The sequence below is a fragment of the Rhodococcoides sp. S146-33 genome, assembly GCF_059489205.1.
Window position 1 is genome coordinate 963,821 of record NZ_JCAJWY010000001.1, and the last position, 12,549, is coordinate 976,369.

Sequence of the window (12,549 nt, forward strand, 5' to 3'; positions counted from 1 at the left end):
ATCATCGTCGACCGGTGCCGCATCGGATCGCCCAGCGTCTGTCCACAGGATGCGAGTTATCCACAGCCCGGAACGTATGCCGTCGTTGTGTGCGATCCGTCTCGTGCGGGCAGCGCATCATCAACGGTATGAAGCGGGGCGGCGCAAAAATCGATGCGAAAGTGATCGCGGCTGCGTCGGATCGTGGATTGGTGCGGACGGCGCATCTGCTCGAGCTCGGGGTGGCGTCGAAGACAATTGTTCGACGCACGCTTCCTGACGGCATCTGGTCGCGAGCGCTGCCTGGCCTCGTGTTCTTGAAGAACCGGTCCTTGACGGCCATGGAACGAGCGACTGCGGTGTCGATCTACTGTGGCCGCGATGCCGTGATCAGCGGTCGGGCAGGGTTGGCGTTGCATGGATTGGGGTCGGCCGGGTCGTTCGAGGAAACGTTTGCACTCATTCCCGAGTCGCAGCATCGAAAGTCCGTAGGCTTCGCTGCGGTGGAGCGCACGTGGCGGATGCCGACCCCGAAGATCAAGTCGGGACTGCGCGTCGCGCCGATTGTTCGGTGCCTGTGTGATGCGGTACGGCGGATGCGGAATACCGAACAGTGCATGGCTTTGATCGCAAGTGTCGTTCAGCGTGGAGCGGCTACGGTGGACGCGATCATGAAGGAGCTCGACGCCGGCAGCACGCGGGGGACTGCGATGCCCCGTCGAGTGTTGCGCGAACTGGCTGCGGGCGCGCATTCGGTGGCCGAAGCCCAAGCCCAGAAACTGTATGTGCGCAGCGGACTTCCGGCGATGCAACACAACGTGGCGGTCTACGATGCACAAGGAAATTTTCTTCTGATCGCTGACAATTGGCTCGACGATGTTGCAATGGATTGGGAGATCGACTCGCTTGAATTTCACCTGTCGCCGGTGGCTCACAGAGCGACTGTGGAGAGGCGCGAGCGAGCGCAGAACGCCGGTCTCATTGTGGTGACGCACCTTCCGAGCGACATACGCGACGATCCCGAGCGGGTGCTGTCGGACCTGCGGTCGCGTTACGAACAGGCCAAAGCACGGGATCGCCCCGACGTCAGTGCGCGCCCTATAACGGACCGGACCTACCGACGATCCGGTTGATACACCCACACCATGTGTCGGCCGGTTTCTGCCGCCGCCGCGATCAATCGATGCTCGATGCGGTCCAGGACGAAGCCGAGTCTTTCGGGCACGGCCTGACTCCTCGAATTTGCTGCATCGCAGTGGATTTCGACACGTGTGATGCCGTCGAGTTTCAGTGCCTCCCGAACGAGCGCCGCGGTCGCCTCTGTCATCACTCCACGTCCTTCGGCGTCGGTGTCGAGCCAGTACCCCAATTCGATTCCGTGCGGGCCGATTCTGCGATGCATACCGATTTTGCCCATGAAGGACCCGCCGACGAGGTCGAAGATCCCGTAGTCGAACATCTCGCCGGCGTCCCATTGCTCACGTGCATCTGCGATACGAGCTATCTGCTTGGTGACCTGGGCAGAGTCATCCGTCACCCAGACCATCCACGGAAGTAGCCGAGTGTGATTGCGCGCGATCGCGTCGGCAACGGCAATGGCATCGTGCGCCGACTCACGACGAATCACCAGGCGTTCGGTGCGGAGCCAATCGGGAGGTACGGCAGCCATGGTGATCAGTTTGACAACCGCGCGGCACATCGGCGAACGATTTTCGTTGCCCGCTCGCCCGCTGTCATGTCCACTCGATGTGCCATCGACGGTCGAAAGGGCCACCTGATGTCACATTGAGTGGACGGGCCGATTGCGTGTCAGGAAGCGGACCAGGATCGCCACGACAGTTTTTCGATGATGATCACCGGACCCTCGGGTCTGTTGTTCTTGTATTGACTGTATTTCGCAACCAGGGCATCTATGGCCGTTGTGCCGTCGGGGCTGGAGGATTCGGCGATGTGGGCGTTTCCGTCGGCGCGGATCCACCAGAGCTGGGACCAGTCGTCGGTGTAGTGGTCGACGATGAGGCTGACGGCAGAGTCGGCGCGGATGTTGTCGAGTCGCTGAAGCTTTTGTGTTGTCTTGGGCTTCCAGTCGATGGCGGTGACTATGCGGTCGCCGGCGTCCGCGACGGCGAAGACAATCGGTACCAGGTGTGGTGTGCCGTCGGGGTTGATGGTGGAGAGCTGAGCGCGGGGTGCGTCGGTGAAGCGTTGAACTTCGTTGTCGATCTTCACGTTCGGTTCCTCGGGTTATGCGGATTCGCTGTGGCTGCTGTGTCGGGCGATGAATTGTTCGAGTGCTGTGCTGGACATGGGGCGCCCGAGTAGGTGTCCTTGGCCGAAGGTTACGCCCATGTCGGTGCAGATCTGGAGTTGTTCTGCCGTCTCGATTCCCTCGATGACGGTGTCTTTACCGAGGGTGGAGGTGACATCGACGAGGGCTGTGCACAGTGTGGTCATGGCGCGGCGTCGGTGCAGGTTATTGCTGTCGAGGTGCTGGGTGAGGGACTTGTCGATCTTGAGGATGTCGACGGGAAGGGTCGCGAGTCGCTCGAGGGAGGAGAAGCCGGTGCCGAAGTCGTCGATGGCGATGAGAACGCCGTGCCGTTGGACGTCACGCAGTTGATAATCCACGGCGTCGAGGTCGTGCAGTGTCTGCGATTCGGCCAGTTCGAGTGCAAGTCGTCCGGGTTCGATGCGGTAGGTGTCGACGATGTCGATGACGTCCGTGGCGAGGGTTCCGGTGGCGAAGTGCGCCGGGCTGACGTTGACCCCGATCTGGAGGTGGATGTTGCGGGCCTGCCAGTCGGCGATCTTGCGCGCGACCTCGGCGATGATCCACATACTCAATGGAACGATGAGGTCGGCTTCTTCGGCGAGGGGTATGAAGGTGTCGGGCATCAGCAGGCCGAGTTCGGGGTGGTTCCATCGGATGAGCGCTTCCGCGCCGACCACGGTTCCCGTCGCCAGTTCGACGATGGGCTGGTAGGCCATCGATAGTTCATGTTCGGCCATGGCGACCCCGCGGAGCCGTTCGATTAATTCCAACCGGGTGCGGTTGGTGTTGTGCAATTCGTCGGTGAATACGTGGTATTGGTTTCGCCCAACAGCTTTCGCGGCGTGCATTGCTGCGGTGGCGTTGTGAAGCAATTGCGTTGCGCTGATGTTTTTATCGGTGCTGGAGGCGACTCCGACGCTGGCCGTGAGAGTCAGTTGCCGACTGCCGAGCTCGAAGGCGGGCTCGAAGATGCTCGCGAATCCTGCGGCCATCGCTCGGGCGGCGATGGAGTGGCACCGGCGCGCGATGACGACGAATTCGTCACCGGCGAGTCTGCCGATGGTGTCGCCGGCGCGCAAAGAAGCAGTGAGTCGGTCGGCGATCATGCACAGTAGTTCGTCGCCTTGGGCCGGCCCGAGCGCGTCGTTGAATTCTCGGAAGGCGTCGATGTCGACCAGTAGGACGCTGAAGTCGTTCTCCGGGCTGTGGCAGTCGAATTCTGCAGTGATGAGGGCCAGAATCTCGTCACGGCTGGCGAGTCCGGTCAGCGCGTCGTGTCGGGTGGCGGCGACATGACGGGGCGGCGCGTCGTGCTCTCGGCTCACTGTTCCCCCTCATGGCCGGATAGCCACAACGGATACTAGCCCAGAGTTTGCTTTAACGCTATAAACCGGGGACATCCCCTTTTTACGACCTATTAGATCACGTCAATCACGGTTTGTGGCCCGTTTCGAGTCCTGTCGACCCTCGTTCTTCGACCCTCCAGGCAGCTGCGTCCACGGAGTCGTTCAGCCCGAGTACCCACCGGGCCGCCGAGCGTCCCTGGTCGAACAAGGACTGCGCCACCGTAGTCAATCCCGCGGCCGCTGCCGCAGTGGAATCGTCCCAACCCGTGACGGCCAGCCGTGCTGGAATCTCGACACCGGTCGCCGCCGCGGAGTCGAGAACTCCGAGGGCGAGTTCGTCACTCATCACGAGTAAGGCGTCGATCATGTTGTCCTGCAGCAACATTCTCGCAGCGCGAACACCCTCTGCGCGCGCGTTGTGGGTAGTGAACAGGGTCGACACCGTCGACCAGTCGATGCCCAGGCGCAGGCACGCGTCGCGATAACCGTCCAATCGAGCGCGCGTCACCGGCATCGAGACGTCCGACGGGTCCGCGCCGCACACGACCGCCGACGTGCGTCGCGAATCCGGTCGAAGGGCCACGATGGCCGGTCGTGATCGGTTCTTCAGCGCAACTGTGGCCACGGCGTCGGCGGCGGCTCGGTCGTCGATGGCAATCCACTCCAGGCCCGGATGGTCGGGCCCACCTTGAATACAGGTGGGACGGCCGGTGTCGACGAGTACGTCGAGGAGGGGATCGTCGCTCTCGGTGGTCCACACCACGTATCCGTCTACCTGGGCGTCACGGATTCGGGCATTGTCGTTGTCGCGATGCAGGTTCGGCAGCATCACCAGTGCAGTGTCCGCGTCCAGGCACGCGTCGGCGATTCCCGACAGGAACCGTCGGGCCTGCGGATCCTCGAACGCATAGGTCAGCTTCTCTCCGAGTACGACTCCGATGCTGTTGTGCTTGCCGCTCCGCAGCGAGCGGGCCGCGCGGTTGGGCCCGGTGTAGCCGAGATGCGCCGCTGCCGCGTGGACGCGGTCCTTGGTTGCATTCGACACGCGATCCGGTCGGTTGTAGGTGTAGGAAACGCTCATGGTGGAGACGCCTGCGGCCGCGGCGACGTCGGCCATGGTCACCCGAGTGTTCACCGGGTCACTGTAGCGCGAGACCGAACGATGTGTAACGATACACACCATGTCGTCCCCCGTACCGAAGCTGCTGGTGCTCGCAGCGGCCGCCTTCATCTACGTCACGGCGGAAACGCTGCCCGTCGGCTTGCTCCCGGAGATATCCGGTGACCTCGGTGTCAGCGAATCGGCCGTCGGGCTCCTGCTGACCTTCTACGCGTACGGCGTCGCCGTGATGACCATGCCGTTGATCAGGTTCGTTCGCGACTGGCCGCGTCGCCGAGTCGTGGTGATCACCGTTGCTGCACTTGCACTCTCACAGTTGCTGTCCGCGGTGTCCGTCGGCTTTCCGATGTTGGTGATCTCGCGATTGCTCTGTGCGGCAACACACGGCATCTTCTGGGCCGTCGTTGCGCCCGTCGCAGCGTCACTGGCGCTACCCGGCAAGCAGGGCAAGGCCATCGCCACGGTGTATGCGGGAACCTCGTTGGCATTGGTTGCCGGCAACCCACTCACCGCTGCACTGGGGCAATGGCTCGGATGGCGCACCGCCGCAACAGTTCTCGGCGTCGTCGCGGCTGCCATCGCGGTCGCGCTGTATTTCGTACTTCCGTCCCTACCCGTCAGCCGTGCTGTCTCCGACAGCAAAAAGACACCGCGGGTGCTCGACGGCACCCTGGCGATTCTGTGTGGCGTGACGTTTCTTGCCGTTCTCGGTCATTTCGCCGCGTACACATATTTCGCTCTGATCGTCGATCGGGCGATCGGTTCGGCAGGAACCACACTGACGCTGATGTTGATGCTGTACGGCCTGTTCGGAGTCGTCGGCATTTGGGTGATCGGCAGAACGTACGACCGTTGGCCACGTAACTCCACCATCGCGGCCCTCGGTGCAGTTGCCGTCGCGGTGGCAATTCTGTGGTGCGCGCTGAGCGGAGCTCCGGGCAGCTTCGCCGTGTTCGCTGTCGTGGCCATTGCTGTGTGGGGACTGGCATTCACCACGCTCCCGGTGTGCATCCAATCTGCCGTGGTGCGGGCGGCACCGGCCGACGCGGACAAGGCGTCGGCGATCTACGTGGTCGCGTTCCAACTGGCGATTGCCACCGGAGCCCTGGTGGGCGGCGTCGTCGTCGACGTCAGTGGCATCGTTGCCGTCACCGCTGCTGCAACGATTCTGGTTGCTGGTGCCCTGACGGTGGTTGTACTGGCGCGCAACACGTTTCCTCGAAGCTATGCGCAGGAGCCGGTGACAGCAGCGGCACGCTGACCGTTGCGGTACCCCGCACGATAGTGTCAGCACACGACGAACGAGGGAATCCGGTGCAATTCCGGAGCTGGCGCGCAACGGTGACGGGTGAGAGCTCGAAGTCCGAATGCTCGGACGTCGCGATTCACCCCCACCCGCGGCTCCGCGACACGAGCCCCAAGCAGGAAGCTCTTCGATGCGCACCACTCTCGCCGTACTCGGCGCTGTCTCCATCCTCCTCGTCTCTGCCTGTTCTACGGCACCGACGCCCGATGCGTCCACCGACACAATTGGCAGCTATCCGCTGACCATCGACAATTGCGGTCGCGAGGTCGTCGTCGACGCACCGCCGCAACGCGCGGTGTCACTGAATCAGAGCTCGACGGAAATTCTGCTCTCCCTTGGGTTGGCCGACCGAATGGTGGGCACCGCCACCTGGACCGATCCGGTTCGCTCGAACCTGGAATCCGAGAACGCCACAGTGCCGAGGCTCGCGGACAACAAGCCGTCCCTCGAGGTCGTGCTGGATGCCGAGCCCGATTTCGTGTCGGCCTCGTTCGGTGGCACCCTCGGCCCGGGGGGCGTCGCCGACCGAAGCCAGTTCGATCAACTCGGTGTACCGAACTACCTCTCACCGACCGACTGCAACGGAAAGACCGACGAGAGCGTCAATTCCGACGGTGCCCGCACTCGGCCGCTCGAGATCGAGACGGTGTATCAGGAGATACGTGATCTGGCGGCGATCTTCGACGTGCGTGATCGTGGTGAGCGATTCGTCAGCGAGCTGCAGGACCGATTCGCGACGGCTTCCGATGCGGTCGACGCCTCGGGTACGACGTTGGCGTACTGGTTCGCCGACACCGATACTCCCTACATGGCGGGGTGCTGCGGTTCGTCGGGCATCATCACCGATTCCGTGGGTGCCGAGAACATCTATGCCGACACGACCGACGAATGGCCCCAGGTCAATTGGGAGAGTGTTCTGGACCGGAATCCGACGGCGCTCGTCCTCGCGGGCCTCAGCCGGCGCAGCATCGCCGGAGATGCCCTCGACAGCAAGATCGAGTTTCTCGAATCGAATGCCGTCACGAGCCGACTGCCGGCCGTCGAGGACAAGCGCTACATCGTCGTCAACGGCGCCGATCTCAACCCGTCGATTCGCACCGTCGACGGAGTCGAGAAAGTGGCTGCGGCGCTGAAGAATTGGGGACTGGCCACCCGATGACCCGAACCGATCGCGGGTTGCTGATCCCGCTTCTGCTCGGTGGCTGTGCGGTGCTGGTGCTGTCGATCGGAGTGGCCGTGACGGTCGGTCCGGCCAGTGTCTCCGTTTCCGATGTGTATCGAGTGATATTGGAACACATCGGGATCGGGACAGCGGAGGTCAGTCGCATCCAGGACGGTATCGTCTGGGAGCTGCGGCTGCCCCGGACGTTGCTTGCCGCAGTCTGTGGTGCCGGACTGGCGCTCTGTGGCGCAATCATGCAGTCGCTGCTGCGCAATCCCCTGGCCGACCCGTTCGTCCTGGGAATTTCGTCGGGAGCGTCCACCGGTGCCGTGGTCGTCGCAGTGCTCGGAGTCGGCGGCGGTGCACTGTCGCTGTCGACCGGAGCATTCGCGGGTGCGCTGCTGTCGTTCGTGCTGGTGATGCTGCTCGCCGTCGGAGCGGGCGGTGGGAACGACCGCGTCGTATTGGCGGGAGTGGCCGGTACGCAACTGTTCTCGGCCTTGACGTCGTTCATCGTCATCTCCTCGGCCGACGCCGAGCAAACTCGTGGGGTGCTGTTCTGGCTGCTCGGCTCCCTGAGCGGTGCCGACTGGACGGACGTGGCACTGTGCGGTGCGGTCACCCTGCTGGGAATGGCGGTGTGCCTGTTCAACACCTCCGCCCTCGACGCCTTCACATTCGGGCACGACGCGGCCGCATCGCTGGGCGTTCCGGTGAAATGGGTGCGAATCCTGCTGCTGGTCATTACCGCATTGATCACCGCCGCCCTCGTCAGCGCTGCAGGGGCAATCGGGTTCGTGGGTCTCGTCCTCCCGCATGCGGCCCGCTTTCTCGTCGGGGCGCGGCACCGCCGACTGCTGCCGACGACGGTCGTCATCGGTGCCATCTTCATGGTCTGGGTCGACACCATCGCCCGAACGGTGTTCGCACCTCAGGAAATTCCGGTGGGAGTGGTCACTGCACTGATCGGAGTGCCTGCCTTCGCTCTCATTCTGTTCCGGCTCAGGAGATCCCGATGACACTGCACGCCAGAGACATTCGCTGGACGCGCGGCGGCCACCCCATTCTCGACGGAATCAGCTTCGAGCCGGAACCGGGGGAGACCATCGGTCTCATCGGCCCCAACGGATCCGGCAAGTCGTCCCTTCTGCGAATACTTGCGGGCATCGTCGCCCCCGACAGTGGCGACGTGCTGCTCGACGGAGACAGCCTCCGTACATTGCGTCGACGGCGCGTCGCCCGGCGCGTGGCGATGGTCGACCAACACTCCGACACCGACGTCGACATCAGCGTCCGCGATGTCGTGCGCCTCGGGCGAATACCGCACCACGGAATTTTCGGCGGAGACGCGGCCGACGACGACATCGCGATAGCCCGGGCACTGAACGACACCGCCATGGCGTCGAAAGCCACCCGTCGCTGGCACACGCTCTCCGGCGGCGAACGGCAACGTGTCCAGATCGCGCGCGCTCTGGCTCAACAGCCCACCGAATTACTGCTCGACGAGCCGACCAACCACCTCGACATTCAACATCAGCTCGACATCCTCACCCTCGTCGCGGGTCTACCTCTGAGCAGCTACATAGCGCTGCACGACCTCAACCTCGCTGCGATGTTCTGCGACCGCATCGTCGTGCTCAACAGCGGAGCCATCGTGGCATCGGGAACGCCCGCAGATGTGATCACCGAGGAGCTGGTCCGGACGGTATACAACGTGCACGCCAGCGTTACGAACGCTGACAACTATCCACAGGTCACCTATCGACGTCCCTGATTCCCCTCGCTACCGGGGCCGTAAGTCCACTCGATGTGCCATTGACCGTCGAAAGGGCCACCAAATGTCACATCGAGTGCAGGCGGGAGTGGTCCACCGAAGCATGGTGGGCGATTTCAGAGTCGGCGGAGCTTCTTCTCGAATGCGTCGATTCGTGTGGTGTCCTCGAAGAAGTCTTCCTGCGAGACGATTCTTCCCCAGCTCGTACGAACCAGCAGCACGGTTCGGTTGTTGTAGAGCTCGGTGCCGTCGGCTGCGTGGGCTTGGTCGTCGAAGCGGACGAGGAGGGTCATTCGCCAGGGTGCGCCGCCGCTGTAGATTTCGGTGACCTGACCCTTGATGCCTGCGGCAACGAAGTCCTGGAAGAATTTTTCGATGGCCGGGCGGCCGCGGTGGGTGCCGGACCAGCGGCTGTCACCGGCGGCGAATTTGAGCACGGCATCTCGATGGAACGATGACAGCAGGGGACGGTAGTCGCCGTTGTTGAGTGCGTCGATGTCTCGCTGCAGCTTGAGTGTCAGCGCTCGCATCACCAGGAGCTTGACTGCAAAGGCCGTCGAGACGCCGGCCAGAAATCTCAATTGCATGCCCATACGTTTGCCTACCGTTCACCGACGTGTCAATCGAGATGGCGGTACGTTCGTTCGATGATTCACCATGTGCAGGTCGCATGTCCGGCGGGCGGCGAGGACCGCGAGCGTGAGTTCTACGGGGGTGCTCTCGGCTGGCAGGAGATCGCGAAGCCGCCGTTGTTGGCTGTGCGCGGGGGCTGTTGGTTTCGGGTGCCCGGTGTGGGCGGTCCCGATGGTGAGATACACATCGGCATCGAGGACGACTTCCGGCCGGCGCGGAAGGCTCACCCCGCCTTCGTCGTCGATGTCGATACCACTGCTGCGGCGTTGGTATCTGCCGGCTATACAGTCCACTGGGCCGACTCGGAGGAGATACCGGGGCGACGACGCTTCCATACCAGCGACGGTGTGGGCAATCGAATCGAATTCGTAGCAGCAGAATAGATCACAGGGGAGACGCGGTGGATTCGCTAGCGGAGTTCTGGGACCACGCGGATGACACCGACCCCGTCCGCATGCGAGTCGAGATGGAACACATGCTCGCGGCCGCAGCGTATTCCGATGCACGGGCGCTGTTCGAGAGGGCATCGCTCGCAGACTTTCTGGGCGACGAAGCTGCTGCGGTCCCGTTGTACGAAGCGTCCTTGTCGGGTGGGCTCGACGACGATCGGGAGAATCAGGCCCGGATCCAATTGGCGAGTTCGCTGCGGAATGTGGGGCGACCACACGATGCACTACGTGTGCTCCGAGATTTCGAGTTCGCAAACCAATACATCCCCGCCCGTGACGCATTCGTCGCGCTGACTCTCTGGGACATCGGGGATGCGGTGCAGGCGCTACGGAGTGCACTTCAGGCTGCGAGCCCTGCGACAGGGAAATATCGTCGAGCAATCGGGGCCTACGCAGCCGAAATTATCCACACGACCCGAGGGAAATCCATGATCGACAATGCATTCGATCCACACGAACTTCTCGAGCAGAGCCGAATCGGCGTGCTGGCCACCATCAAGTCGAGCGGACTTCCGCAGCTGTCGCCGGTGACGCCGTTCTACGATCGCGCCGCCGACACCATCCTTATCTCGGTGACCGAAGGGCGAGCGAAAACGGCCAACTTGCGCCGAGACCCACGTGCCGCTCTCGAAGTGACCAACGCCGACGGCACGGCCTGGGCAACGGCTGAAGGAACCGTCACCCTCACCGGCCCGGGTACGTCATCGAACAGCCCCGAAACCGATGCACTGGTGGACTACTACCGCGCCGCGGCCGGTGAGCACCCTGACTGGAACGAATACCGAGCAGTCATGGTCGCCGACCGACGAGTGCTGGTGACGATCGCTGTGACCCACGTCTACGGCCAGTCCCTCACCTGACCCGCCCCTTCGAGTCCACTAGATGTGACATCGACCGTCGAAAAGGCCACCAAGTGTGACATCGAGTGCATGTCATCGCACCGGTCAGGTCACCTGATACACGTCCAACTCCACCGAGTCCGGCAATCTCTGGCCATCTCCGAGAAACAGTCGCTCGTTCATCCATGCCAGGCGGCTTGCGGCGGAGGACAGGCGTGGTTGGCTTCGGAAGTAAATGCGATCGGCGGGCACATGTTCGCCGCGGACAAGTGCGTCGATGTCCTCTTCGGTGCCACTTCGTATGCCCATGTTGTGTACGGCGATTCGCTCGCCGTCGTCGGTCTCGAGCGCGTATCTGGCGTCCAACTCGGTGAGTGTGGCCGTGCGGAGAATCTGGTGATCGGCCCCGCCGGGCAGGACTCGCCCGCGCAGTAGGGGCCCCTCGACGGTCCCACCGAGTATCGGAACAAGGCGACGGTGACCGTCGATCACCTTGCCCACGTCGATCGGTTCGCCCACGGTCACGGACAGATGCGCGACGAAGATCAGCTCGGGGCTCACGTCAGTTGGTTCGATCGGCAAAACCGTCGGGCAGATCGGTGGGTCCGACCGACACGATCGTCTCGTCGTCGACGCCGACGTGTTCGAACAGTGTGATTCGGGCGAATTCGGGGACCACGTAAATGGGGTAGGTCGGGCCGGCATCACGGTAGGCGCGCATCTCGTCGAGATGATCATTCTGGTACAGAACGGTTTTAGTACCGTCCAGCTCGATCCATTGAGGGAAGAAGATGGTGCCGTGCAGACGTCGCTTACCGGGTATGACGTTGACGACGACGGATGTTCCGGTGGGTTCGTTCCAGGAGATTTTGTAGACATCGTCGTCGAGTTGGACGAGATCGACTTCCTGATTCTTGACCCATCGGCCGCCGACCATTCCGGTGTGGATGCGGTAGTCGATGGTGGTCGCGTTCTTGACGTACATCTCGTACTGCCAGCCGTTGGCGTAGGTGTAGATGAAACGGTGTCCGACGATGCCGCTGAGGTCTTGAGTCGGTACCGGGTTTTGGACGGTGGTCTCTGCGCTCATGACTCCATTTTGTCACAAAACTATGTTTGCGGCAAAACTAATTGTGAGACCATCGAACTATGCACTCCACCGCCATCGAACTCGGTCGGCAACTGGGACCGCTGCGGCGGTCGCTGCTTCGTGCGACGAGAGAAGCCGCGCACTTACCCGACATTCCCGACTCGCACGTCGAGGTCATGAGAGCCCTTGTTGCTGAGCCGAATATGAGCCCGGGGAGCCTCGCCGAACACCTGAACTTGGCACGATCCACCGTGAGCAATCTGATCAAGGCAATGGTCGACGCCGAACTCGTCGAAAGATCGGCTGCCTCGGACGACCTGCGAGGAGCGGCCCTCACAGCATCACCGAAAGCAATTCGCTTATTGGCCGAGTACGACGCGGTGAGCTCGCAGGTGCTCTCCGATGCGCTCGACGAACTGACCCCGGCCGGTCGTCGAGCACTGTCTGAGGCCACGCCGGCCCTGGCCGACCTCACGAGGATCCTGGCTCGCCGTGCTTCCTGATTTCGACGTCTGAGATCCTGCAGTCCACTCGATGTGCCATTGACCCCCGAAAAGGCCACCGAATGTCACATCGAGT

At 62.7% G+C, this 12,549-nt stretch carries 15 protein-coding genes, 1 pseudogene and 1 riboswitch; of the genes and pseudogenes, 9 read left to right on the forward strand and 7 right to left on the reverse strand.

The features are described 5' to 3' along the window. Positions 1-89: 89 nt before the first annotated feature. Positions 90-1,112 carry a hypothetical protein gene (locus AC5WEY_RS04550; protein ID WP_495644855.1) on the forward strand — a complete coding sequence of 341 codons (1,023 nt, stop codon included), beginning with the start codon at positions 90-92 and terminating at the stop codon, positions 1,110-1,112. On the opposite strand, the gene AC5WEY_RS04555 is transcribed toward AC5WEY_RS04550, so the two are convergent. The 4 genes from AC5WEY_RS04555 to AC5WEY_RS04570 form a co-directional block, all read right to left on the reverse strand. Then, positions 1,094-1,648, reverse strand: coding sequence for a GNAT family N-acetyltransferase (locus AC5WEY_RS04555; RefSeq protein ID WP_495644856.1), 555 nt, complete (start codon positions 1,646-1,648; stop codon positions 1,094-1,096). The genes AC5WEY_RS04550 and AC5WEY_RS04555 overlap by 19 nt on opposite strands. A 140-nt stretch (positions 1,649-1,788) precedes the next feature. After that, positions 1,789-2,208, reverse strand: coding sequence for a TIGR03668 family PPOX class F420-dependent oxidoreductase (locus tag AC5WEY_RS04560; RefSeq protein WP_495644857.1), 420 nt, complete (start codon positions 2,206-2,208; stop codon positions 1,789-1,791). A gap of 15 nt (positions 2,209-2,223) precedes the next feature. Further along, positions 2,224-3,576, reverse strand: coding sequence for a putative bifunctional diguanylate cyclase/phosphodiesterase (locus tag AC5WEY_RS04565; RefSeq protein ID WP_495644858.1), 1,353 nt, complete (start codon positions 3,574-3,576; stop codon positions 2,224-2,226). A gap of 106 nt (positions 3,577-3,682) precedes the next feature. After that, positions 3,683-4,732: a LacI family DNA-binding transcriptional regulator gene (locus AC5WEY_RS04570; protein WP_495644859.1), complete on the reverse strand. Its 1,050-nt coding sequence runs from the start codon at positions 4,730-4,732 to the stop codon at positions 3,683-3,685. 46 nt (positions 4,733-4,778) lie between these two features. On the opposite strand from AC5WEY_RS04570, the gene AC5WEY_RS04575 reads away from it, so the two are divergent. From AC5WEY_RS04575 to AC5WEY_RS04590, 4 genes are all read left to right on the forward strand, one after another. After that, on the forward strand, positions 4,779-5,978 hold the full coding sequence (locus AC5WEY_RS04575) for an MFS transporter (protein WP_495644860.1): 1,200 nt from the start codon (positions 4,779-4,781) through the stop codon (positions 5,976-5,978). Between the two features lie 45 nt (positions 5,979-6,023). After that, positions 6,024-6,147, forward strand: a riboswitch (cobalamin riboswitch). Positions 6,148-6,153: 6 nt separating this feature from the next. Next, positions 6,154-7,182, forward strand: coding sequence for an ABC transporter substrate-binding protein (locus AC5WEY_RS04580; RefSeq protein ID WP_495644861.1), 1,029 nt, complete (start codon positions 6,154-6,156; stop codon positions 7,180-7,182). Continuing rightward, a complete protein-coding gene (locus tag AC5WEY_RS04585; protein WP_495644862.1) occupies positions 7,179-8,204 on the forward strand; it encodes a FecCD family ABC transporter permease in 1,026 nt (341 codons plus the stop codon). Before AC5WEY_RS04580 ends, AC5WEY_RS04585 begins: the two co-directional genes overlap by 4 nt. Next, a complete protein-coding gene (locus AC5WEY_RS04590; RefSeq protein WP_495644863.1) occupies positions 8,201-8,959 on the forward strand; it encodes an ABC transporter ATP-binding protein in 759 nt (252 codons plus the stop codon). The genes AC5WEY_RS04585 and AC5WEY_RS04590 overlap by 4 nt, the downstream gene beginning before the upstream one ends. Before the next feature lie 116 nt (positions 8,960-9,075). Here the strand turns inward: AC5WEY_RS04590 and AC5WEY_RS04595 are convergent, their stop codons facing one another. Further along, positions 9,076-9,546, reverse strand: coding sequence for a nuclear transport factor 2 family protein (locus AC5WEY_RS04595; protein ID WP_495644864.1), 471 nt, complete (start codon positions 9,544-9,546; stop codon positions 9,076-9,078). Positions 9,547-9,606: 60 nt separating this feature from the next. Here AC5WEY_RS04595 and AC5WEY_RS04600 point away from each other — a divergent pair, with 60 nt between their 5' ends. From AC5WEY_RS04600 to AC5WEY_RS04610, 3 genes and pseudogenes are all read left to right on the forward strand, one after another. Further along, complete coding sequence (locus AC5WEY_RS04600; protein WP_495644865.1) at positions 9,607-9,975, forward strand: VOC family protein; 369 nt, start codon at positions 9,607-9,609, stop codon at positions 9,973-9,975. A 92-nt stretch (positions 9,976-10,067) separates the two neighbouring features. Further along, a pseudogene (locus AC5WEY_RS04605) lies at positions 10,068-10,430 on the forward strand (tetratricopeptide repeat protein); the annotation flags it as partial. A 39-nt stretch (positions 10,431-10,469) separates the two neighbouring features. Next, on the forward strand, positions 10,470-10,901 hold the full coding sequence (locus tag AC5WEY_RS04610) for a PPOX class F420-dependent oxidoreductase (RefSeq protein ID WP_495645524.1): 432 nt from the start codon (positions 10,470-10,472) through the stop codon (positions 10,899-10,901). 84 nt (positions 10,902-10,985) lie between these two features. On the opposite strand, the gene AC5WEY_RS04615 is transcribed toward AC5WEY_RS04610, so the two are convergent. Both AC5WEY_RS04615 and AC5WEY_RS04620 read right to left on the reverse strand, forming a co-directional pair. After that, positions 10,986-11,441, reverse strand: coding sequence for a DUF3237 domain-containing protein (locus AC5WEY_RS04615; protein WP_495644866.1), 456 nt, complete (start codon positions 11,439-11,441; stop codon positions 10,986-10,988). Between the two features lies 1 nt (position 11,442). Then, on the reverse strand, positions 11,443-11,970 hold the full coding sequence (locus AC5WEY_RS04620; RefSeq protein WP_495644867.1) for a phenolic acid decarboxylase: 528 nt from the start codon (positions 11,968-11,970) through the stop codon (positions 11,443-11,445). Positions 11,971-12,029: 59 nt separating this feature from the next. Here AC5WEY_RS04620 and AC5WEY_RS04625 point away from each other — a divergent pair, with 59 nt between their 5' ends. Continuing rightward, positions 12,030-12,473, forward strand: a complete 444-nt coding sequence (locus tag AC5WEY_RS04625; RefSeq protein WP_495644868.1) for a MarR family winged helix-turn-helix transcriptional regulator — start codon at positions 12,030-12,032, stop codon at positions 12,471-12,473. Positions 12,474-12,549: the final 76 nt, after the last annotated feature.